Source organism: Rahnella sp. ATs2, assembly GCF_051851855.1.
Taxonomy (GTDB): Bacteria; Pseudomonadota; Gammaproteobacteria; order Enterobacterales; family Enterobacteriaceae; genus Rahnella; species Rahnella variigena.
The window spans coordinates 316,212-338,647 of the sequence record NZ_JBLYPL010000001.1 but is presented as its reverse complement, the minus strand read 5'-3'; the positions used below and the strand labels follow the sequence as shown (position 1 = coordinate 338,647).

Below are 22,436 nucleotides of genomic sequence, written 5' to 3'. Positions count from 1 at the left end.
CTTAGAAAGCCTCAGCGGGAATGAGAGGCATAATGAATGAGTATAATCGGAGAAATAAATCTCAACGGCCGCCACTGTATTTTTATTTCAGGTCAGATATTTACACATAAAATGCGTAATAAAATCCCTAAAAAAGGGGTATCACTCAATCCTATGAATAAAAAGAGAATTTTATTTTACAGCGTTACAAAATGAATTAATAAAATCACACAGAAAGATAATCAGATGAATTCATTAATAATTATATAAAATGCATTTGTAATTTATCATTCACCACATGAATGATAATAAAAAAGCGCGTATCCCGGATAATACACGCTCTTTATTTGTGCCCGGTCAGATAACAGGCGGCTCGTTTAAACGGCTGGTATCGGCTGCCAGCATGTTCTGCACCAGTTCCACACATTCGAGAAAACGCTGATCGTAATCTGAAGATTCAACATGTACGTAATCCACATTGTTTTCTTTCAGCATTTCGATGAGCAAATTCTGGAAAGACATCCGGTCGGTGGTACTGCCTAAACTGCGCAGGCCGTCGGCCACCCACGGCGTGTTGTTTTCCAGCAGGATAACCAGATCGAATTTGTATTCGTCCATCAGCGCCTGCACAAACGGATGTTCACGCCCTTCATATTTTTTACAGAAGGCCTGAGTGGTCAGAAAGTCGGTATCAATAAAGGCCACTTTATTGGCATATTTCACCGCGAAATCGATGTACTGCGCCTGACCCAACGCGATCTTGTCATAGTCAGAATATTGCAGCGCCATTTCGTCGCCACCCAGGTGCGAGAACACATAATCGCGGCCATATTCCCATGCACTGGTGGTATTAAAAATGTTAGCCAGCTTATTCACCAGCGTCGATTTCCCGCTGGATTCTCCGCCGAGGATCGCCACGGTCCGCACGAAGAACGGCTTCACTTCTGTCGGAATATAATCCCAGTAACGGAACGGATCATGACGGATCTGACGACCGCTGATATTCATAAACGAACGTTTCGGGTCGATCAGTACGGTCTCAATCCCGAGATGTTCGCGGTATTGCGGCGCATCAGCCTCTTCGCTGGAATAAATGGTATTGGGTTCAATGCCTTTCTGGCTCATGAACTCTTTAATGCCACGTCCCCAGACGTCCCAGCCATGCGGATAGGGTTCCATCCCCTCTTCGTTAAAGGCATGAATACGGATGTTTTTCTGGTATTTGAACGTCTGCAGTAACCAGCGCAGACGGTCACTGACCGTTGGCTGCTGGGACATGGAACTGTTTTCAAAAAGCTCGCGATCGCGCGGCTCGTCATAGCCCATGATGATATGCAGTTCATCCACCTGACTGCAGGCGCGCTGGATCAGATAGATATGGCCGGTGTGCAGCGGATAAAACTTGCCGAACACCACGCCGATATTCTTTTCACGACGGGGAAACTCAAGATCAAGGAAGCGGTGCAAAGCCTCCAGCTTCTGAGCGCTGGGACTTTTTATCTTTGCATTCAACAACTGGCTAAGATAACCCTTGGTCATCCCGCTGGCTTCGGCCACCTGTTGCAGCGTGCGTCCCTGTTGTTTTATCGCGGTTTTTAGATAGTCGAACTGTGACATGCCTTGTCCCCAGGTTTGCTGTACTAAACAAAATAGCTAAACAAAAAATAGCACAAAGGCAGCCCCGAATTACAGCGGAGAAAAGCTACAGCATAGAACAGTTACAAATCGTCGAGGATCGCCAGCGCATCGGCCAGCTTTTTGACGCCAAATACCTGCATACCCGCCGGGACTTTCTTCGGCACGTTGGCATGCGGCACAATCGCACGCTTAAAGCCGTGCTTTGCCGCTTCCGTAATACGTTCCTGCCCACTCGGCACCGGACGAATTTCACCTGCAAGCCCGACTTCACCGAAGACCACTAAATCCTGCGGCAACGGACGGTCACGCAGACTGGAGACAAGAGAGAGCAGCAGCGCCAGATCCGCGCTGGTTTCGGTGACTTTCACACCGCCAACTACGTTGACGAACACATCCTGATCCGCCATCTGCAAACCGCCGTGACGATGCAAGACCGCCAGCAAAATGGCTAAACGGTTTTGTTCAAGGCCAACCGCCACGCGACGCGGATTGCCCATCATCGACTGATCAACCAGGGCCTGAACCTCAACCAGCAACGGACGCGTTCCCTCCCACAGCACCATCACGGAACTGCCGGAAGTAATTTCATCGCCACGGCTGAGGAAAATTGCTGAAGGGTTGCTGACTTCACGCAGCCCCTGCTCGGTCATGGCGAACACGCCGAGTTCGTTCACGGCACCAAAACGGTTTTTATGGCTGCGCAGCGTACGGAAACGCGAATCGGCGTCGCCATCGAGCAGCACGGAACAGTCGATACAGTGCTCGAGCACTTTCGGACCGGCCAGTGAACCGTCTTTGGTGACATGACCCACCATCACGATCGCCACGCCACGCGTTTTGGCGAAACGGGTCAGATACGCTGCCGTTTCACGAACCTGCGCAACCGTGCCCGGTGACGACTGGATATCCGCCATGTGCATCACCTGAATGGAGTCGATCACCATCAGTTTAGGCTGTTCTTTATCGGCAATGTCGCAAATCTGTTCGATGCTGGTTTCCGACAACATATTCATATTGGCCGTCGGTAACCCCAGACGGTGCGCACGCATCGCCACCTGCTGCAAAGATTCTTCGCCGGTGACGTACAGGGTTTTCATGTTTTCGCTGAGATGACACAGAATTTGCAGCAGCAGCGTACTTTTACCTGCACCGGGATTACCCCCAATCAGGATCGCACTGCCGGGCACCACGCCGCCGCCCAGTACGCGATCAAACTCTTTAAAACCGGTGCTGAAACGCGGAAGTTCATCAAGGCTGATATCGGAAAGTTTCTGCACGCGACTGACGCCTGCATCACCGGCGTAACCGGTCAGACGCTCGTTACGCGCCACAGTCGGGGAAGCCGCCAAACGGATTTCAGTAATGCTGTTCCAGGCCTGACAGGCACTACACTGCCCTTGCCAGCGCGGATAATCTGCGCCACATTCATTACAAACAAATGCACGTTTTGCTGCTTTTGCCACAACTTACCTCGATGATATTTAAAAGAAATTTATAAAGCCTGACTGCCGCTAAAAATACACAACACCCCAAGCAGATCCGCATGCCGGATACAGACTGAAGCCTGTTCATACACTTTCGGCTTTGCGTGATACGCAATGCCCAGACCGGCCACCGCCATCATTTTCAGGTCATTGGCGCCGTCGCCAATCGCAATGGTTTGTTCCTGAGGAATCCCCAGTTTTTCCGCCAGCTTCAGCAAGGTATCTGCTTTATATTGCGCGTCGACGACAGGGCCAATCACACGCCCGGTCAGTTTGCCGTCGCGAATTTCCAGCTCGTTCGCCGCGACATCAATCAGATTCAGCTTATCGCGCAGGTATTCGGCGTAATAGGTAAAGCCGCCGGAAGCAATTGCAACGTGCCACCCTGCTTCCTGTAAACGCTGAACCATCACGGTCAGTCCCGGCATCAGCGGCAGGGTTTCGCGCACCTGCTCAAGAATACCCGCGTCTGCATCTTTCAGGGTCGCCACGCGCTGGCGCAGACTGGCGGAGAAATCCAGCTCGCCACGCATCGCACGCTCGGTGACTTCCGCCACCTGTTCACCGACGCCTGCCAGTTTGGCAATTTCGTCGATGCATTCAATCTCAATCGCGGTAGAATCCATGTCCATCACCAGCAGACCTGGCGTGCGCAGATAAGGCACTTTGCCAAGCTGGGTGACATCAAATTCGAAAGATTCAGCCAGCTGTTGCGCATCAGTAGTGAGCGAACCGGCAAGGCGCACAACCTGATAACCTTCCACCGCCCAGGCGCTGACAATCACCAGAGCACGACCTAACCGGCGCTGGAACTGCGTAATGCTCGTTTTATCGAGTTTTCTACCATAAAGCAGCCATCCGGTATGTCCGGCCCGGTAATCCAGCGGCATGACCTCGTCACCGCTCAATGAAAGGGGAAGTCCCGGCCATTGGTGGATCTCCGCAGGAAGATCGCAATAGGTCAGACTGTTTGGCATGATGGCTCCTGTAGGGCGTTATGGCATTAGGAAAACAAATATCAGTATTTACCCAAAATCATTCGAGTTGCATCAAGGCAGCAACTGAATGAATCTCCGGGAGCTGACACAGGTCAGTGACCGGAGTGAATGAAGGCAGCCAACGCAGAGGCAGCCTGAAGGATGCAGGGTAAAATGAGGCATCAAGCTACCTTATCGTGACGTCTTCTGGCAACATAAAGTCTTCGAAAAACGCAAGGAAACAGAATGGCCAAGGCCAAACTCAAATTTCGCCTGCACCGCGCCGCTATCGTATTGATTAGTCTGGCGTTATTAGTCATTCTGATGCAAGGCGCATCCTATTTCAGTCTGGGTCACCAACTGGCACGCTCGACGCAGGTGGAACAGCTTGCCCAGACGCTCGCCAAACAGGTGGCGTTTTCGCTCGCGCCGCTGATGGACAGCACTAATGATGGCGCCGATATCGCACAAATTTCCACTATTTTGAGTCAGCTTACCGACGGAAGCCGCATTCTCGATGCCAGCGTTTATGAGTCAGATGGCTCCCTGGTCGCCCATGCAGGCGAACAGGTGCCGGTACGCGACAGATTATCGCTCGATGGTAAACGCGCAGGCAGCTACTTCAATCATCAGATTGTGGTGCCTATTGAGGATAAAAACGGTCCGAGCGGATTTTTACGTATCACGCTGGACACGCACGTACTGGCGACTGAATCCAAGCAGGTAGATAACACCACCAATCTGTTACGTCTGATGATGCTCGCTGCGCTGGGTGTCGGTATTATTCTGGCCCGCACGCTGCTGCAAGGGCGTCGTTCGCGCTGGCAGCAATCGCCGTTCCTGCTGACCGCCAGCAAACCGCTCAAAGAAGATGACGAACAGGAAGATGAGCCGGACGAGTTCGGCCCGCCGCCGGTACTGAACATTCCTGAGCCGGAATCTGAGGTCGCACCGGCAAAACCAGCGACCGAAGCACAAACCAAAGAAGCCGCACAGGCCGCTTACCGCAGCCTCAAAAGAAGCCGGCCGAAGTGAGTCAGGAAAACAGCTTAATCACCCTGGCTATGCATAGCTAAATGCATAGCTAATTCCATCGCAAAATGAACAGAGACCATCCGTAATATTCTATTTTATAAAGAAATAGCTACGGGTAAGGTTCGTTCTCCACCAAGAAGACGAATTAATATGCATAGCTAAATGCATAGCAAAACGGGCGCCATCCGGCGCCCGTTTTAGTTACTGCAAGATCTGCAGAATTTATTCTTTGTCGCCCAGCAGAACGGATTCCAGCGCGATTTCAATCATGTCGTTGAAGGTCGTCTGACGTTCAGCGGCAGTAGTTTGTTCGTGAGTACGGATATGGTCGGAAACGGTACAGATGGTCAGCGCTTTTGCACCGAATTCTGCTGCCACGCCGTAAATACCAGCGGCTTCCATTTCGACACCCAGAATGCCGTATTTTTCCATCACGTCGAACATCTGCGGGTCTGGTGTGTAGAACAGGTCAGCGGAGAAGATGTTACCCACGCGGGCATTGATGCCTTTGGCTTTCGCTGCATCAGCGGCGTTACGCACCATGTCGTAATCGGCGATAGCCGCGTAATCGTGGTCTTTGAAGCGCATGCGGTTCACTTTGGAATCGGTGCAGGCACCCATGCCGATCACGATATCGCGCAGTTTGATATCAGCACGCACAGCACCACAAGAACCCACGCGGATGATTTTCTTCACGCCGAATTCAGTGATCAATTCTTTGGCATAAATTGAGCAGGAAGGAATGCCCATGCCGTGACCCATAACAGAGATTTTGCGGCCTTTATAAGTGCCGGTGAAGCCCAACATGCCACGCACGTCGTTCACCTGCTTAACATCCTGAAGGAAAGTTTCCGCGATGTGCTTGGCGCGCAGCGGATCGCCCGGCATCAGCACTACGTCAGCGAAGTCGCCCATTTCAGCATTAATGTGTGGAGTTGCCATTATCTTTTCCTAAAATTGGTATAAAAATTAACGAAGTAAACCCAATGGATTTCGAGTTGTAGTCAGGCGGCAAGCGCGTGAATCCCCAGGAGCTTAGACAACTAAGTGACTGGGGTGAAGGCGCGAAGCCAACAACGCTACAACTTGAAAGACGCAGGGTTTATAGCATTGATTTGCCGTAATCCATCGGTGTCAGATCGAAGTATTTAGCAACGGTCTGACCGATGTCCGCGAAGGTATCGCGGTGGCCCAATGAGCCCGGTTTCACTTTCGGGCCATAGATCAGGACCGGAATGTGCTCACGGGTATGATCCGTGCCGCGCCAGGTCGGGTCACAACCGTGGTCAGCGGTGAAGATAATGATGTCGTCTTCTTTCACCAGTTCCAGCAGTTCCGGCATACGGCGGTCGAACAGTTCCAGCGCCGCAGCGTAGCCCGGCACATCACGGCGGTGGCCGTAAGAGGAGTCGAAATCTACAAAGTTGGTGAAGACGATGGTCTTGTCACCCGCTTCTTTCATCTCTTTGATTGTCGCGTCAAACAACGCATCCAGACCGGTGGCTTTCACTTTTTTAGTGATACCGACCTGCGCGTAGATATCGGCGATTTTACCGACAGACACCACGTGGCCGTCTTTTTCATCAACCAGTTTTTTCAGGATGGTCGGTGCCGGTGGCTCAACCGCTAAATCGTGACGGTTACCGGTACGCTCGAAGTTACCGGCTTTGTCGCCGATGAACGGACGGGCAATCACACGGCCAATGTTGTATCCGCTTTCAGTCAGTTCTTCACGGGCGATTTCGCACAGTTCATACAGGCGATCCAGTCCGAAGGTTTCTTCGTGACAGGCAATCTGGAAGACGGAGTCAGCGGAAGTGTAGAAAATCGGCTTGCCGGTTTTCATGTGTTCTTCGCCCAAATCGTCCAGTACCACGGTACCGGAAGAGTGGCAGTTGCCGAGATAGCCCGGCAGATTGGCGCGTTCCACCAGTTTATCCAGCAGTTCCTGCGGGAAGCTGTTGGTGGCGTCGCTGAAATAACCCCAGTCGAAAAGAACAGGCACACCGGCGATTTCCCAGTGGCCTGACGGGGTGTCTTTGCCGGAAGACAATTCGCTGGCGTAAGCATATGCACCGGTAATTTCAGAATTACCGTCCATGCCGTCAGGAATTTTACCGGTGGATTCTTCAGCGGCTTTCGCCAGCCCCAGACGGGTCAGGTTCGGCAGATTCAGAGGACCTTTACGGCCTTTGTCTGCATCGCCACGCGCACAGGCAGCCGCGATATGGCCCAATGTATCAGAACCGGCATCGCCAAAGCGCTCGGCATCTTCACTGGCACCGATACCGAATGAGTCTAACACCATGATAAATGTACGTTTCATTTTGCTCTCCTGCGAATGGTTACGCATTGGGTCACGCGGAACTGCCGCGCACCTGATCAATCTTAAATGGGGGCGATTTAGCCTGAAATCAAGCTTTGCCGCTGATACGGCGATAAACCACCGGCGTGCTTTCCGGCGCTTTGTCACTCAGTACAATCGCCGCCCGCACTTCCTGCGCCGCCTGTTGCCAGGCCGCTTCACTGTTCGCGTGGATCATCGCCAGTGGCTGACGGGTATCCACCTGCTGGCCGAGTTGCGCCATGTGGGTCAGACCAACGCTGTAGTCGATAGCATCGCTGGCACGGCGACGACCGCCACCCAGTGAAACGACCGCCATCCCCAGCGCGCGGGTATCCATTGCGCTGACAATGCCGTTGGTTTCAGCGTAAACCGGTTTGCTCAGCGTGGCCTGTTGCAGATAATTGTCGTAATTTTCGATGAAATCGGTCGGGCCTTTTTGCGCGGCAATCATGCGGCCAAAGACTTCCGCTGCTTTGCCGTTATCCAGCACTGCCTGCAACTGACTGCGGGCGTCGGCGTCATCTTTCGCCAGTCCGCCAGACAGCAGCATTTCAACGCACAGCGCCATCGTGACTTCCAGCAGACGCGGATTACGGTATTCGCCGGTCAGGAAACGCACGGCTTCACGCACTTCCACCGCATTACCGGCACTGGATGCCAGCACCTGATTCATGTCAGTCAGCAGCGCCGTGGTTTTACAACCCGCGCCATTCGCCACATCCACGATCGCCTGCGCCAGATCTTCGGACAGCTGATAAGTTGGCATAAATGCACCGGAACCGACTTTAACATCCATCACCAACGCATCCAGACCTTCGGCCAGTTTTTTGGCGAGGATCGAAGCAGTGATCAGCGGAATAGAGTCAACGGTTGCGGTGATATCGCGTGTCGCGTAGAAGCGTTTATCCGCCGGTGCCAGCGAGCTGGTCTGGCCGATAATAGCCACGCCGACGTCCTGAATGATGCTGCGGAAACGGCTGTCATCCGGGAAAATATCAAACCCAGGAATAGCTTCGAGTTTATCGAGCGTACCGCCGGTATGACCGAGGCCACGACCTGAAATCATCGGGACATAGCCGCCACATGCCGCCACCATCGGGCCTAGCATCAGGGAGGTCACATCACCTACACCGCCGGTCGAATGTTTGTCGACAATCGGACCGTTCAGATTGAGGCTTTTCCAGTCGAGCACGGTCCCTGAATCACGCATCGCCATGGTCAGCGAAACACGTTCTTTCATGGTCATATCGTTGAAATAGATAGTCATTGCCAGTGCGGCAATTTGTCCTTCAGAAACCTGACTGTCACGAATACCATTAATAAAGAAACGAATTTCTTCGTCGCTTAAAGGCTGACCGTCACGTTTTTTACGAATAATTTCTTGTGCGAGAAACAAGGTATCCCCCTGCCTGAGCTGAACGCTAAATGTGAACGCCAGTACCGGACGCTGTAAAACAGCGCCACGGCACAGGCATAACAACAGTGATTAATAGCTGCTGGTGGCTTTCTGGCCAGCGTGACCCAATGTGGTCAGCAGGCTTGCCAGCAGGCTGGAAGCACCGAAACGGAAGTGACGTGCGTCAGCCCATTCACGGCCCAGCAGGCGGTCAGCCAGTGCCAGATATTGCGCAGCATCTTCAGCGGTTTTCACGCCACCGGCCGGTTTGAAACCAACGGCTTTGCCGACGCCCATTTCAGCAATCACGCTCATCATCAGTTCAGCGCTGTGCAAAGTGGCGTTTTCAGGCACTTTACCGGTAGAGGTTTTGATGAAGTCAGCGCCCGCTTTAATCGCGATCTCGGAGGCTTTGCGGATCAGCGCATCTTGCTTCAGTTCACCGGTTTCGATGATCACTTTCAGCAGAACGTTAGCGGCAGCACAGGCTTCTTTGCACTGTTTAACCATCTCAAAACCGATCTGCTCGTTACCGGCGATCAGTGCGCGGTACGGGAATACCACGTCAACTTCATCGGCACCGTAAGCGATCGCCGCGCGGGTTTCTGCCAGCGCAATATCAAGATCATCGTTACCGTGCGGGAAGTTAGTGACAGTCGCAATGCGGATATCAGGCGTACCTTGCTCACGCAGAGTTTTGCGGGCAACAGGAATAAAACGAGGATAAATACAGACAGCAGCGGTGTTACCTGCCGGGCTTTTCGCCTGGTGACAAAGCGCGATCACTTTTGCATCAGTGTCGTCTTCGTTCAGGGTGGTTAAATCCATCAGGTTCAGCGCACGTTGCGCTGCGGCGGTTAAATCGGTCATATAACTCTCCAACAATTTTCAATTCCAGCGACCGGCCAGAACTGAGCATACAGTCATGAATTCGTTCCGGCGGAGTCCGACGGGAAATGAATTCTGCACGGTTGGCGAGCGGACTTGGTTCCTTGAAGATAGCGTGCGTAAGCAGCGTGTCGTGGCTTACGCGGCAACTGAGATCCTTCTCACCGCGCTTTGATTGGCTGACGCCAAGTCGTTGTGACTATTTGAACACGTCACATCAGGTTCCTGTGTGCAGTATTTCACACAAAATGAAAACCGTTTGCAACGTTGCTTAGTGAAATGAGATCTAAATCACATTTCACTGGCGTTATGCTCAGTATTTGGTCCAGATAAGAGTGTATACCCGATTCATGACAAACGGAGTGCGCACGGATATACAGCGATCACCGACCGGCGATCTTACGAGTGATGTTATAATAATAACATTTTAAAGAGAACATAAATTACATAGCCTGAAGAAACCCTTTTACAGGAAAGCATGAAAGGCAAATGATAATGTTATTTAAATCACAAAATCAGGAGGGGACGGATTACAAAGCGGATAAATTGAAGATACGACGGGTGTTGTCGAGCAATGCGGCGGCAATCTGTTCAGGGGTTTCACTGCGCAGGCTGCACAGTATGTCGAACACGTTAGCAGCACGCTCCGGACGATTGGGCTGGCCCTGAAAACCCTGCAACGGCATATCCGGCGCATCGGTTTCCAGAAGCAAAGAAGAAAGCGGTAATTGCGCCATCACCTGACGGGTTTTCTGCGCGCGTTCATAACTGATAGTGCCGCCCACACCTATCGCGAAGCCCAGTTTGATAAACGCCTGCGCCTGCGAAAGACTGCCCGCAAAACCATGTACCACGCCGGTAGCAGGCAATTTAGCCTGCCGTAACATTGCCGCCAGCTGATCGTGACTGCGCCGCGAATGCAGAATCACCGGGAGCATTGCGCGCTTTGCCATGGCGAACTGCGCTTTCAGCAGCCGCTGTTGTTGCTCAAATCGCGGCGTTTCCATGTATAAGTCCAACCCGATTTCACCGACCGCCACCAGGTGCGGATCCCGCTGAGTCAGCAATGAATCCAGTAATTCCAGGCAACTGTCTTTGTGCTCGCTGATATAAAGGGGATGCAAACCCAGTGCCGCGTGCAGCTGCGGGAATTTTTTTGCCAGTGAGAGAATGCCGCGAAAACGATCTGACGTAACCGACGGAACGATGATCTGCCGGACGCCCGCTTCTCCGGCGAGACGCAAACTTTCGGCTTCCGCACCGGTAAACGGCGGAAAATCGAAATGACAGTGCGTATCGACGAAGGTATGACTCACAACTTATCACCCTCACTGGCGGGATAGGTTTCTGATGCACCGTTTTCTACCGGTGGCATATCAGATGCCACGCGTTTCGGCTGCGGATCATGAACCAGGTTATCTTTGAAGGCGGCCGGACGCACAACGCCGCCGTCGGCGACCATATCCGTCAGCACGGCGGGATCCAAAATGATCTGCTCCACCGTGCTGGCTGAAGCAGCCAGCGGGATCACGTTTTCCGGTTCGTCCTGCGGTATGACAACCTGCTGAGGGCGACGTGTCACGCGGGGTTCAATGTGCGGATAAGGCCGTTCATTTTCACGCGGCAACAGCCAGTGCGCCGCAGCTGACAGGAAATAACGCCCGCAGCGGCGCCCAAGATGGTAATCCTGATTCAGCGCGGGCAGACGACTGCCCAGCGCGTGGCTGGCTAAAGGTTTTGGCGGGAAGATTTCAAAAATACGCACATCGTCCGGCGGATTCTCGATGAACTGCTGGATGCGGTGATAGCTTTCTTCGTGATGCTGCATCATGCGCACCAGCTGTTGCAGGCTGCTTTCGCTCAGCCATTGCTCCATGCGTTTCATCCATTGCGGCGTATAGAACATCGCCGAGGGAACGGTGCGGATCACCACAATCGTATCGGCGCCACGGCGATAAGCTTCCTCAACCGGGATCGCATCGCTGATGCCGCCGTCCTGATAACTCACGCCATCAAGATCGACGCCCATACGGTAAAAGCCCGGAATGGCGCTGGAGGCTTTGATCACCGGCAGCCAGTTATCGCGCGTCGGCGCAAAGTAATTCGCTGAATAATCATCACTGCGGCAGGCGCACATCAGAAACTCACGCCCGTCGATCAGCAGCTTTTCAGCAGTTTCCATCGCCAGCGGCATGTTTTTGGCCGTTTGTTCCACCAGCCAGTCGAGATCGATAAGGTGCCCGCCGCGCACGAAACGCAGAGGATTGAAAAAGTCGGGGCTGGTGGTATAGCGGGTAATGACTCTTCTGGCATAACCAGGTTGTCCGCAGACAAAAGCAGAGAGATTTTGTGCGCCGGCAGACGTGCCCAGATATAAATCAAAGGGATTAAAGCGCGCGCGTTGAAACTCATCCAGCACACCAGCTGTAAAAATGCCCCGCTGTCCGCCGCCTTCGCACACCAGTGCTATTTTGCCGGGTGTATACGGTTTATACGCCAGTGGTTCTATGTTCCCCAGCGTGACAGGTATTCTGTATCCCAACGGGCTATCCTCACAAAATCGGCCTCACTCAGCGGCCTTCATTTCTGAGCATACCTTGTCTGACTGATTTACGTGAAATTCTTGCCAAATTTCAGCGATAAAATCGTTACGTCCTGTTAACAGCCAGATCGCACATAAAAAGAATCGCCCCCTTCATTGAAGGGGGCGATGTCATTCATTAACACTTTTTGGCATCAAATCATTGATGCGGTCAGAGTCGTTTACGACCGGTAAACAGGCTGACCAGGAACAGAATGATACCGACTACGAAGACGATTTTTGCAGCCCAGGCAGCTGTACCCGCCAAACCACCGAAACCGAGAGCCGCCGCGATTAACGCGATGATTAGAAAAATAATGCCCCAACGAAACATAAGCTTCTCCTTTATACCCTATTTTCACTTTGCCAGTTTAAAAGGTGGTGCCCCGCTTCGGGCCGGACTCACTGTTAAACATCTGCCTTTTGACACTTTATCTCCCGACCGTATGCCGGGAACAAAACTTCTTACTTAATAAAGGTAGTCGAAAAATTAAAGTGTTAGAGCTTCTGACACGATATTTTTCCGAAATCAGGCAAATCTTATCCGTCCCGAATATTCAGCGGGCAACACAAATATTGTTATGCGTTATTCAAAAGATGAGGCGCCCGCCCGTGAGAAGGCGCCTTGTACTTCAGGTCTTGTACTTCAGGTCTTGTACTACAGGTAGAGCAGAATATCGTTACGGTGCGACTTTCAGGTCATTTTTGACGCTTTTCACGCCATCAACGGTTTTCGCAACGCTTTCAGCACGGTCAGACTGTGCCTGGTCTTTCACTGCACCGGAAAGCTGTACTACGCCTTCGGTGGTTTCAACTTTTACATTACGTGAAGGGACAATGTCATCGGCCAGCAGTTTTGCTTTCACAGACGCTGTTGTTGCGCTGTCGCCCGCATAGCCTTTCACGCTCTGGTCTTTGCTGTCTTTAGTGTGCAGTTTGTCACTGACAGATTTCACACCTTCAACTTTAGTTGCGGCAGCAACCGCCTGCTCAGCTTCAGCCTGTGAACCAACGAAACCGCTCAGCGTAACGACGCCTGCATTGGTGGTCACGGAAATGTCGCTGCTTTTGATGGCTTTATCATCCACCAGTGCACTTTTTACTTTCGCTGTGATGGCGCTGTCGCCCATGTAGTTATCAACTTTCTTCATGGAGCTATCGATTTTTGCACCTGCGCTATCTGTAGTCGTCGCAGCCAGAGCGCTGCCGCTCATCAGTGCGGTACCCAGTACTACGGCCATCATGGAATAGGCAAATTTAGAGTTTTTCATCGATTTCTTCCTTTCGGTTTATAAGCCTTGATTTCGGCTCTGTACGTCACATTCTTGGTGACGCCTTCTAACAAATTGTATTGCTGCTGTTTTTACTGTCCTTGTAGCAGAGTACATCGTTTTATTCTGGCTTTTAATTGCCTCGCGATATAACTCTCTGTTGAGTGACTTTAATGCAGTGCTTTAAGCCACCATTTCCTGAACACACATTTAATATAGTCAAGAATGATCAAATGTGTAGGAAGATCGTCGAATAGGGACCCTAATGCAGACAAGTCCGAAGGTTTCCCCCTAAATTTGCACAAAATATCGGCATAGTGATAGGAAATATCTGGAGGCGGACACGCTTCAGATAAAAAAATGGCTCCTGTAAAAGGAGCCATTTGGCATTATTGGGTTAAAAATTTGCTTTAAAAATCAGACTTTGGTTTTAGATTACTGCTTGTCCCATGCATCCTGCCAGTTAGTACCGGTAGCTGGTGCATAAGCCCAGGCTGCCTGACCACACCAGCCAGAGTATGGGAAAGGTTTGCACTGATAGATGCTGCCATCACTGCCTAATACCTTAGTACCCGCCACGTATTTCTCGCTGCTTTCCGGGTAAACATAGTCGTAACCTGCCGCCGCCGCTTTAGCTTTTACCAGAACCGTGGTGGTCGCGGTATCCGTTAAACCGGTGTTATCGGTCACGGTCACGTCAACAGTGAAGCGTGTATCAACGGTCACTTGTGGTGCATTGATCACTTCAGTATTGGATGCTGCACCCTGAGCCGGTGCGACTGGCAATCCAGCCGGATTAGTCCACTGATAATGCAAATCAGCAGCCTGCGTATCCGGATCGGTCACTTTTGCTGTCAGTGTCAGCGATTCACCTGAAGTCACGGTATACGTGGATTCAAGGGTAACGGACGGTGCGACAGGTTTAGAGGCATCAATCACATTCACGCTGGTTTGCGCCGTGGTGCTGCCTTCGCTGTCACTCACTGTCAGAGAGAAGGTGTACACCGCATTGGTCACCGGTTGCGCCACGCTGAATGTCGCTTTAGCTGACTTGCTGTTTTGCAGCGTCACTGCCGGGCCGGAAACTTGTTTCCACTGATAAGTCAGGCTGTCGCCATCTTTATCGGTACTGGCGGAACCATCCAGTGTAATCACGCCGGTGCCGCTAACCTGCTGAGCCATACCCGCATTCGCAACCGGTGGCGTATTAGTTGCTACCGGTGCGGCTGAACCGCTGGTGATTGGCGCAAAGATTTGGCTGTAAGCATAGAGCGGAGCCTGTTCCGGTGTCATACCACTGTGTTCTGCGGAAACTTGCCCAGAAACACCCGGCTGATCGCGAGCCATAGACCATGCACCAATCATACCCAGGCCATAATCTTTCGCCTGCTGGTAAACGAGACGGGCATCAGAAAGATAGAACACTTCACCCTGCACGTCGTTATAGCCGATCATCGGGGTCGTCCCCAGCATGGCGTAGACCTGCGCCGCGCTCTTCTCAGGGTATAAACCTTTCACCTGAGCAAACAGATTGTCGATAGCCGACGTCGCACATTTGCCATGGATATTCTGGCCTTCAGTGTTGGCTGACTGGCATTGAATGTTGCCGTAGTCCATCGCCATCACGTTCACACCAGTAAGCACCACGCCCTGATCTTTGGCATCCTGCAACACTTCCATCCCTTCATGGGTCAGACCGGTTGGCAGAACCGGCAAGGTATACCAGATACCGATGTGACGGCCTTCGGCAGCCCAACGATCCTGCACCAATTTGACGGCAGCATTACGACGCTGAACAGACTCTTTATCCGCCAGCCAGTTGCCTTCGATATCGAAATCAAGCACCTGAAGATTAAGGTTCTCAACGATATCGTAATAATGCTGTGCCAGATCATTCACGTTATTACAGGCAGCGGCCAGTGGTGCATTGTTCGCGCCGCCGATCGATACCATGATATCGCCGCCCGCTTCGCGCAATGCTTTGATTTTGCTGTATTGTGCGTAGTTGGTGACGCTGTAAGCAGTGCCCCACGTCGGTACACAGGTGTTAGCATCTTTAGCGACCATGAAGGCCATGGTGAAGTGGTTAACGTTCTGGTTTTTCGCCAGACCTACCAGGTCAGGCTGCATGTTTAAGGTGAAATCGACATATGGCGCATAGAACTGGGCAGGCCATGGATTCTTCGGCGTACCCACTCGCTCTTTGGTGCCACTCCAGTCCATATAAACAGCCCATGGGGTCACATCGTCTGGTTTCACTTTCTGAACGATGACAGCAGACTGATAATTCTTGCCGTTATATTTCACCAATGAATTAGCAGGATATAATGTATTGATATTCAGCGTTGGCGCGTTATCAATTTGATCCTGAGAATAAGATTGTACTGCACCTAACGGTTTCCACGGATGGCCGTTATTTCCCTCAGGGTTTTGATTGGCTGCCAGAGACGGATCATTATTAACGGTGTAGAACAGAGCTTCATACATCACGCCGTCTTTCTGAACTTTATCACCCTGATTATAGGTTGTGCTGCTGCTCCAGACCGGCGTCGGCGCATAAGCTACCCACGGGTTATTTTCTGCTGGTGCGAAACTGTGTGCAGGCGTTGCTTTAGACGTTTTGTACGTCATGCCATTTGCCAGGACAATATCACCGGCTAAATAATCACGGCTGCTGTCATAATTGACATAATTATTCTGGGTACCGTCACCGGCGATCTCACAAACTGTCGGGTTGCCATACTGGCTCATTTCAGTCGCGGATGCGTCGCGTACTTTACGCCACGGGTTGGCACCCTGATCTTGTTCAGCCGTGCCCGGGCAATTGGTGGCACCAACCCACCAGGCGTTAGAGTAAACGCCGCCGTCGAAGATAACTTCATAGGTGTCGCCGCCTTCCTGTCCATTCCACGCTTCAAGAGCAAAGGCGCTGGCAGAGGCCACCGTCAGACCGGCAACACACAACATCTGTGTGATTTTATTCATTTTCATAACTTACATTCCTTATATATATATCATTGCCACGGCGGGATATTCATAGAATACATATATGTTTTACGAGAAAACGTATTTGAAACTATGGTGAATTGAGAATTTATTTATTAATACATAAATGCAAAGCATGTGTTTATTGCGATACATATCAAATAAATATGAAGTAATTTGTGGCATACGTATAATGACATATCTATTCGGAAACAAACTAATCAAAAACTAATAGATCGCACTAATAATTACAATTAAGATTATTTAATAAGCCAGACATATTTTCTGCATTTAAACATTCAGGAATGTAATAATAGAGCGCAATTAAGCAAGTAAATTAATATATATTTAATTAATGTTAAATTCAGAAGTAATAAAAAAGGCGACATAAATGTCGCCTTTCCACAAACAGGAACAGATTAATGTTCGCGGGTTTTACGGAATTTCACTTCAGGATAACGCTCTGAAGCCAGATTCAGGTTCACCATCGTTGGGGCGATATAGGCCAAATTATCGCCACCATCCAGTGCCAGGTTGGTTTCGTTCTTGCGTTTGAATTCTTCGAACTTCTTCACGTCGCTGCATTCCACCCAACGCGCGGTGGAGACGTTCACGGATTCGTAAATCGCCTCGACGTTGTATTCGCTTTTCAGACGCGCCACGACCACTTCAAACTGCAGCACACCGACCGCACCAACGATTAAATCGTTGTTAGAGATCGGACGGAACACCTGTACCGCGCCTTCTTCTGAAAGCTGTACCAGTCCTTTCAGCAACTGTTTCTGCTTCAGCGGGTCACGCAGGCGGATACGACGGAACAGTTCAGGGGCAAAGTTAGGAATGCCGGTGAACTTCATGTTCTCACCCTGGGTAAAGGTGTCGCCAATCTGAATCGTGCCGTGGTTGTGCAGGCCGATGATATCGCCCGGATAGGCTTCTTCAACGTGTGAACGGTCGCCGGCCATAAAGGTCAGCGCGTCAGAAATCACCACGTCTTTACCCGTACGCACCTGACGCAGTTTCATGCCTTTTTCATACTTACCGGACACCACACGCATGAATGCCACGCGGTCACGGTGTTTCGGATCCATATTGGCCTGAATTTTAAACACAAAACCGGTGAATTTCTCGTCATCGGCTTTCACTTCACGCAGGTCAGTTTTACGTGGCATCGGCGCAGGCGCCCAGTCCACCAGACCGTCGAGCATGTGATCAACACCAAAGTTACCGAGTGCAGTACCGAAGAATACCGGCGTCAGTTCGCCCTGCAGGAAAGCTTCGTGATCGAATTCATGGGATGCACCCTGAACCAGTTCCAGCTCTTCACGCAGTTGCACAGCCAGATCTTCGCCGACAGCAGCATCCAGCTCAGGGTTATCCAGGCCTTTAACGACGCGAACTTCCTGAATGGTGTGACCTTTACCGGTCTGGTACAGATACACTTCATCTTTATAGAGGTGGTAAACCCCTTTGAACAATTTACCGCAGCCGATCGGCCAGGTAATCGGAGAACAGGCAATTTTCAGCTCGCGCTCCACTTCGTCCATCACTTCCATCGGGTCACGGATGTCACGGTCGAGTTTGTTCATGAAAGTCAGGATCGGCGTATCACGCAGACGGGTGACTTCCATCAGCTTACGGGTCCTGTCTTCGACACCTTTCGCAGCGTCGATCACCATCAGACAGCAGTCAACCGCGGTCAGGGTACGGTAGGTATCTTCGGAGAAATCTTCGTGCCCCGGGGTGTCGAGCAGGTTAACCAGACACTGTTTGTACGGGAACTGCATCACGGATGTGGTGATGGAGATACCACGTTGTTTTTCCATTTCCATCCAGTCGGATTTGGCGTGATGGCTGGAGCCGCGGCCTTTTACTGTACCGGCGGTCTGAATGGCCTGTCCGAATAACAGAACTTTTTCAGTAATCGTAGTTTTACCGGCATCGGGGTGAGAGATGATGGCAAATGTGCGACGCTTGGCCACTTCAAGGGCGTATTCACTTGGAGACATGTTTTTCACGTTTCTGCGGTTGGTCCGCCCTGCATAGGATTTAACATCACGTCAGAAGATGACGTCAGGCAAAGCGGTAATAAAAGTTATAGCCGGCTATTTTCACTGATTTAGCCGGGATGGGCAATCAATGGTTTTTTTGTATGGTGTGTGCGAGAAAAACTCAGAGTTTGAAGTCAGAAGGCAATGAAGCCCAATGGCGTCGCAAAATCACTTTATGCGCATCGGCCATAGGGAGCGAATCAAGCCTGTCATGCCATTCTTTGCGAGCAATACTCAGCACATCATTCAGATGCACTTTTATCGCAGGCCATGACACTCCGATTCGGTCTGTCCATTTTTCAAAAGTCGCGAAATCGATCACAGCCCAGCGTTTTTCCCGGGCCATATTCAGTGCCACTCCTTGTTCATCCTGCATATAAATTCGCGTGCTCACGATGTCATAAGCCGGAGAGAGTCGGGCATTTATTCCGTCAGGATAGATAACCGACCAGTTTTTCAAATGCGCATCGCCATTTCCCAGCAGGATATTGACCAGTAACCGGCGTGCCATTTGCTGCACATCAGCCAACCCGGCAGAACCAACACGATCAAGCACCGCTGCGATTTGTTCATAGTTATGGCGCCCGTATTTCCGATGGGCATACACCTCAAAAATTTGAGCAAAATCTTCCGTGTGTATACGCCCGGCAGGACTGCGGTCAAAACGCTTAATGCTAAAAGCAAAAGGCTCATCAGGAAGGCGAATGTCGGGCAAGTTATCGATTTCAGAAAGATGGACCAGCTTAATCTCAGGGATTTCAACCCCCGCACTTGCCGCAAGTGTCATGGCAGTGAATTCATTCTCCGCGAGCGAAGGATGCACTACCGAAGGCGTTTTGATTATCCAGCTATCTTCGCCGATTTCAGCGCTGACGTTGGAGCGTCCTTGTTCCTGCTGTACAGAAAACTTCAGCTGAACGCCAGCCAGCGAAAACTTATCGGCCTGCTGACGAACATCTATCTGAACAGGCTCAAGCCGGTCGCCACGAGACACTTTAGCCCAGGCTGGCATTTCATCTCTGAGGACGGGTCTGACCCGCAATGCACCCGGAAGATTTTTTCCCGCATATGCCAGTAAAGGGAATTCTGAATCGTGATGGATTTTTAGTGACTGCGTCATCCATGCCCGCAAAGCCCCTTCCGGTAACAAATTAGAAAGTACAGGGGGTAAACGGAGAGAAGAAACCAGCGGGCGATGCAAGTAATCAGAGTGTGACTTTTGTGACAATGTAAAAACCGGCTTATCCTCCCAAGATAAAGCCGCATAAGCAGGGTCGAAAGTCAGGATATTTCGGCTGCCGGAATAATGAGCCAGTACGCCAATCCGCTGATCATGTAAATATAAAGCCAGTGCCTCGACAGACTCTGTTTGTTTTGTCATGGCTAATCGTCCAGATCATGCAGAAGGTCATTCCAGCTGTCTGGTTGGCTTTCATTCACCGTCAGTCTCGACGTACCCTCCAGTAATGCCTCAATTTCCTGCACCCGCTGACGCGGCACAAGCATCATTTCAAGATCCATGCCCTCCAGAATGCGTAGAAGAGTCGAAAGTCGCGGATCGGCCCCCGCTTCAATACGCTGGTACTGTTGCTGAGACATACCGATTCGCATCAGCATATCCTTCTGATTCAGATCCAGTTGTATTCTTCTTTGTTTCAGAAGTTCCGGGAGTTGCTTGAGGGTTTTCATGAGGGTGTCCGTTCGCATGGCTTAACAACAGATTAGTTGTCATAGCACATCAATACAACTTATTAGATGTAATGATGCGTAGATTACAACAAATTAGCTGTTTTTACCCCAGCGGGAGCGCCATCATAAGGGCATCTTCGCGGCCTTGTGCGGCGGGATAGTAATTGCGGCGAACGGAGAGTTCGTTAAAACCGAGGCTTTCATAGAGCGCGATAGCTTTAGCGTTAGAGGCGCGGACTTCGAGCCATAAGGTGAAAACATCTTTCTGCTCAAGCTGTTGTATCACTTCTTCCAGCAATGTGCGGCCTAAGCCCTGACGCTGAAAAGCCGGATCGATGGCAATATTGAAAAGCGTCGCTTCGTCGAGAACGATTTGGGTGATAGCAAAACCGGCCATCACTTCGCCCTGCATGATCTTGAGATTCAGATAGCGCTCGCCCTGATTGCTGGCCAGCGTTTTTTCCGTCCACGGAAAGGCATGGCTGGCCTGCTCAATTTCAAATGCGCGGGGAAGATCAGCGATGGTCAGGATAGAAATGTTGTTCATTTTCACAGATCTGCTGCCAGAGCGCGCGTTTTGCGCCGGCGTCTTGATAGAGTTCGGCCAGAGCCGGACTGGATAACTGCGGACCGGCGAGAGTTAGCGGTTCGCTTAACCCCAGTCGCCAGACATTGCAGCGGGTATCTTCAGGCAACATGGCGACCTGTTCCGGCGTCAGGCGATAAACCTGATGAGCACCCAGTGCCAGACTGCGTAAAACATCGGTGACCAGCGGGTCATCTTCCGCAGGAGGAACATCTGCCACAATCAGCAGTTTAGTGTCCGCAGGCAGGCTGACCGCCACTTCGCCCTGTAAAACCGCGGGCCGGCGCAGCGTCCACTGGGTGATCCCCAGTTGCTGTAACAGTGTGTCTCGTCTGGATGCCATGCCTGTTTCCTGCCGGTTGAAGTGCGAAAAGCCCGGCTATGCTAGCAAACACAGCGAATATGCGCCAATAAAGCTCGATTACTCAATCAGAGGCGAAGAGTATATAATCCCGCGTTCATTCCTGAGGAGCCTCACCCTGATGTCTGCATTAACTCCGGCCAGCGAAGTCATACTGCGCCATAGCGAAGAATTCGAAGGCCGCCGCGTATTGTTCGCCGGCGACTTACAAGACAATCTGCCAGCTGAAATTGACGCCGAAGAAGTCCGCGTTCACACCAATATGTATCATCACTGGCAGATGCTCAGCAAAAGTCTGGGCGAAAACGTTCAGTTCGGTTTACTGGCTGACGCTGAGCTTATCGCGCCTTGCGATGTGCTGGTGTATTACTGGCCGAAAAGCAAACTGGAAGCGAAATTCCAGCTGTTCAACTTACTTTCACAGTTGCCGGTCGGCATTGACGTGTTTGTCATCGGTGAAAACCGCAGTGGCGTACGCAGCGCTGAAACCACGCTGGAAGGTTTGTGTGAACTGAGCAAAATCGACAGCGCGCGTCGTTGCGGTTTGTATCATGGTCGCCTGGAAAAACAGCCTGAATTTGATGCCGACGGCTGGTGGGATCAGTACATGGTCGAAGAAGTGACCATTAAAACCCTGCCGGGCGTATTCAGCCGTGAAGGCCTGGACAGCGGAAGCCTGCTGCTGATCAACACGTTTGAAGAACCGGTGAAAGGCAAAGTGCTGGATGTGGCTTGCGGTTCCGGCGTGCTGGCTTCGGTACTGGCCATGTACTCGCCGAAGATGAAAGTCACGCTCAGTGATGTGAGCGCTGCCGCTATAGAAGCCAGCCGCGCCACACTGGCGGCGAACGACCTGCCGGGCGAAGTGATCGCCAGCAACGTCTATTCCGACATTGCCGGTCGTTTTGACATGATCATCTCCAACCCACCATTCCATGAAGGTCTGCAAACCAGCCTGACAGCGGCTGAGCAGCTGATCCGTGGCGCAGTGGGCCATCTGAACATTGGCGGTGAACTGCGCATTGTGGCTAACGCCTTCCTGCCGTATGCCGCCCTGCTCGATGATGCTTTTGGCAGCCATGAAGTGCTGGCACAGAACGGCCGCTTTAAGGTTTATAAAGCCGTCCGTGGCCGTCCGCCGCGCGATTTGAAAAAGAAAAAACGTTAA

The 22,436-nt window shown here is 51.4% G+C and carries 19 protein-coding genes; 2 read left to right on the top strand and 17 right to left on the bottom strand.

The window, feature by feature from the left end:
* Positions 1–336: 336 nt before the first annotated feature.
* The 3 genes from nadR to serB all read right to left on the bottom strand — a co-directional run bounded on the left by nadR (position 337) and on the right by serB (position 4,078).
* Positions 337–1,596: a multifunctional transcriptional regulator/nicotinamide-nucleotide adenylyltransferase/ribosylnicotinamide kinase NadR gene (nadR, locus tag ACJY2G_RS01530; protein ID WP_112289022.1), complete on the bottom strand. Its 1,260-nt coding sequence runs from the start codon at positions 1,594–1,596 to the stop codon at positions 337–339.
* A 101-nt stretch (positions 1,597–1,697) separates the two neighbouring features.
* A complete protein-coding gene (gene radA / locus ACJY2G_RS01525) occupies positions 1,698–3,080 on the bottom strand; it encodes a DNA repair protein RadA (protein ID WP_112289023.1) in 1,383 nt (460 codons plus the stop codon).
* A 29-nt stretch (positions 3,081–3,109) separates the two neighbouring features.
* Positions 3,110–4,078, bottom strand: a complete 969-nt coding sequence (gene serB / locus ACJY2G_RS01520) for a phosphoserine phosphatase (protein ID WP_112289024.1) — start codon at positions 4,076–4,078, stop codon at positions 3,110–3,112.
* Between the two features lie 246 nt (positions 4,079–4,324).
* Between serB and ACJY2G_RS01515 the strand changes: the two genes are divergently transcribed.
* On the top strand, positions 4,325–5,113 hold the full coding sequence (locus ACJY2G_RS01515; RefSeq protein ID WP_112289025.1) for a YtjB family periplasmic protein: 789 nt from the start codon (positions 4,325–4,327) through the stop codon (positions 5,111–5,113).
* A 222-nt stretch (positions 5,114–5,335) separates the two neighbouring features.
* Here ACJY2G_RS01515 and deoD read toward each other — a convergent pair whose 3' ends face one another.
* The 14 genes from deoD to ACJY2G_RS01445 form a co-directional block, all read right to left on the bottom strand.
* Positions 5,336–6,055 carry a purine-nucleoside phosphorylase gene (deoD, locus tag ACJY2G_RS01510; RefSeq protein ID WP_013577098.1) on the bottom strand — a complete coding sequence of 240 codons (720 nt, stop codon included), beginning with the start codon at positions 6,053–6,055 and terminating at the stop codon, positions 5,336–5,338.
* Positions 6,056–6,215: 160 nt separating this feature from the next.
* On the bottom strand, positions 6,216–7,439 hold the full coding sequence (gene deoB, locus ACJY2G_RS01505; RefSeq protein WP_439291103.1) for a phosphopentomutase: 1,224 nt from the start codon (positions 7,437–7,439) through the stop codon (positions 6,216–6,218).
* Between the two features lie 88 nt (positions 7,440–7,527).
* On the bottom strand, positions 7,528–8,856 hold the full coding sequence (gene deoA, locus ACJY2G_RS01500; protein WP_112289028.1) for a thymidine phosphorylase: 1,329 nt from the start codon (positions 8,854–8,856) through the stop codon (positions 7,528–7,530).
* Positions 8,857–8,946: 90 nt separating this feature from the next.
* Positions 8,947–9,726 (bottom strand): deoxyribose-phosphate aldolase, encoded by a 780-nt coding sequence (gene deoC, locus ACJY2G_RS01495; protein WP_112289029.1) that lies wholly within the window; start codon positions 9,724–9,726, stop codon positions 8,947–8,949.
* 548 nt (positions 9,727–10,274) lie between these two features.
* Positions 10,275–11,060 carry a TatD family hydrolase gene (locus ACJY2G_RS01490; protein WP_439291102.1) on the bottom strand — a complete coding sequence of 262 codons (786 nt, stop codon included), beginning with the start codon at positions 11,058–11,060 and terminating at the stop codon, positions 10,275–10,277.
* A complete protein-coding gene (locus tag ACJY2G_RS01485; protein WP_430319945.1) occupies positions 11,057–12,286 on the bottom strand; it encodes a patatin-like phospholipase family protein in 1,230 nt (409 codons plus the stop codon). Before ACJY2G_RS01485 ends, ACJY2G_RS01490 begins: the two co-directional genes overlap by 4 nt.
* A gap of 211 nt (positions 12,287–12,497) precedes the next feature.
* The gene (locus ACJY2G_RS01480; RefSeq protein ID WP_013577105.1) at positions 12,498–12,659 is read right to left on the bottom strand and encodes a DUF1328 domain-containing protein; all 162 of its coding nucleotides are present in this window, start codon (positions 12,657–12,659) and stop codon (positions 12,498–12,500) included.
* Between the two features lie 346 nt (positions 12,660–13,005).
* Positions 13,006–13,596 carry a molecular chaperone OsmY gene (osmY, locus tag ACJY2G_RS01475; protein WP_430319944.1) on the bottom strand — a complete coding sequence of 197 codons (591 nt, stop codon included), beginning with the start codon at positions 13,594–13,596 and terminating at the stop codon, positions 13,006–13,008.
* A gap of 435 nt (positions 13,597–14,031) precedes the next feature.
* The gene (locus tag ACJY2G_RS01470) at positions 14,032–16,587 is read right to left on the bottom strand and encodes a PKD domain-containing protein (RefSeq protein WP_430319943.1); all 2,556 of its coding nucleotides are present in this window, start codon (positions 16,585–16,587) and stop codon (positions 14,032–14,034) included.
* 413 nt (positions 16,588–17,000) lie between these two features.
* Positions 17,001–18,590 (bottom strand): peptide chain release factor 3, encoded by a 1,590-nt coding sequence (prfC, locus tag ACJY2G_RS01465; protein ID WP_120161977.1) that lies wholly within the window; start codon positions 18,588–18,590, stop codon positions 17,001–17,003.
* Positions 18,591–18,753: 163 nt separating this feature from the next.
* On the bottom strand, positions 18,754–20,013 hold the full coding sequence (locus ACJY2G_RS01460) for a type II toxin-antitoxin system HipA family toxin (RefSeq protein ID WP_279918419.1): 1,260 nt from the start codon (positions 20,011–20,013) through the stop codon (positions 18,754–18,756).
* Positions 20,014–20,015: 2 nt separating this feature from the next.
* Positions 20,016–20,321, bottom strand: coding sequence for a helix-turn-helix domain-containing protein (locus ACJY2G_RS01455; RefSeq protein WP_120161979.1), 306 nt, complete (start codon positions 20,319–20,321; stop codon positions 20,016–20,018).
* Positions 20,322–20,424: 103 nt separating this feature from the next.
* Positions 20,425–20,868, bottom strand: a complete 444-nt coding sequence (rimI, locus tag ACJY2G_RS01450; RefSeq protein WP_430319941.1) for a ribosomal protein S18-alanine N-acetyltransferase — start codon at positions 20,866–20,868, stop codon at positions 20,425–20,427.
* Positions 20,837–21,250 (bottom strand): DNA polymerase III subunit psi, encoded by a 414-nt coding sequence (locus tag ACJY2G_RS01445; protein WP_112289038.1) that lies wholly within the window; start codon positions 21,248–21,250, stop codon positions 20,837–20,839. The genes rimI and ACJY2G_RS01445 overlap by 32 nt, the downstream gene beginning before the upstream one ends.
* Before the next feature lie 139 nt (positions 21,251–21,389).
* On the opposite strand from ACJY2G_RS01445, the gene rsmC reads away from it, so the two are divergent.
* Positions 21,390–22,436, top strand: a complete 1,047-nt coding sequence (gene rsmC, locus ACJY2G_RS01440; protein ID WP_217148467.1) for a 16S rRNA (guanine(1207)-N(2))-methyltransferase RsmC — start codon at positions 21,390–21,392, stop codon at positions 22,434–22,436.

What these genes read in the sequence shown, in the direction of transcription:
- nadR (WP_112289022.1), bottom strand. Translation starts at nt 1,596, where the DNA reads ATGTCACAGTTCGACTATCTAAAAACCGCGATAAAACAACAGGGACGC.
- serB (WP_112289024.1), bottom strand. Translation starts at nt 4,078, where the DNA reads ATGCCAAACAGTCTGACCTATTGCGATCTTCCTGCGGAGATCCACCAA.
- ACJY2G_RS01515 (WP_112289025.1), top strand. Translation starts at nt 4,325, where the DNA reads ATGGCCAAGGCCAAACTCAAATTTCGCCTGCACCGCGCCGCTATCGTA.
- deoD (WP_013577098.1), bottom strand. Translation starts at nt 6,055, where the DNA reads ATGGCAACTCCACACATTAATGCTGAAATGGGCGACTTCGCTGACGTA.
- deoB (WP_439291103.1), bottom strand. Translation starts at nt 7,439, where the DNA reads ATGAAACGTACATTTATCATGGTGTTAGACTCATTCGGTATCGGTGCC.
- deoC (WP_112289029.1), bottom strand. Translation starts at nt 9,726, where the DNA reads ATGACCGATTTAACCGCCGCAGCGCAACGTGCGCTGAACCTGATGGAT.
- ACJY2G_RS01480 (WP_013577105.1), bottom strand. Translation starts at nt 12,659, where the DNA reads ATGTTTCGTTGGGGCATTATTTTTCTAATCATCGCGTTAATCGCGGCG.
- osmY (WP_430319944.1), bottom strand. Translation starts at nt 13,596, where the DNA reads ATGAAAAACTCTAAATTTGCCTATTCCATGATGGCCGTAGTACTGGGT.
- ACJY2G_RS01470 (WP_430319943.1), bottom strand. Translation starts at nt 16,587, where the DNA reads ATGAAAATGAATAAAATCACACAGATGTTGTGTGTTGCCGGTCTGACG.
- prfC (WP_120161977.1), bottom strand. Translation starts at nt 18,590, where the DNA reads ATGTCTCCAAGTGAATACGCCCTTGAAGTGGCCAAGCGTCGCACATTT.
- ACJY2G_RS01460 (WP_279918419.1), bottom strand. Translation starts at nt 20,013, where the DNA reads ATGACAAAACAAACAGAGTCTGTCGAGGCACTGGCTTTATATTTACAT.
- ACJY2G_RS01455 (WP_120161979.1), bottom strand. Translation starts at nt 20,321, where the DNA reads ATGAAAACCCTCAAGCAACTCCCGGAACTTCTGAAACAAAGAAGAATA.
- rimI (WP_430319941.1), bottom strand. Translation starts at nt 20,868, where the DNA reads ATGAACAACATTTCTATCCTGACCATCGCTGATCTTCCCCGCGCATTT.
- ACJY2G_RS01445 (WP_112289038.1), bottom strand. Translation starts at nt 21,250, where the DNA reads ATGGCATCCAGACGAGACACACTGTTACAGCAACTGGGGATCACCCAG.
- rsmC (WP_217148467.1), top strand. Translation starts at nt 21,390, where the DNA reads ATGTCTGCATTAACTCCGGCCAGCGAAGTCATACTGCGCCATAGCGAA.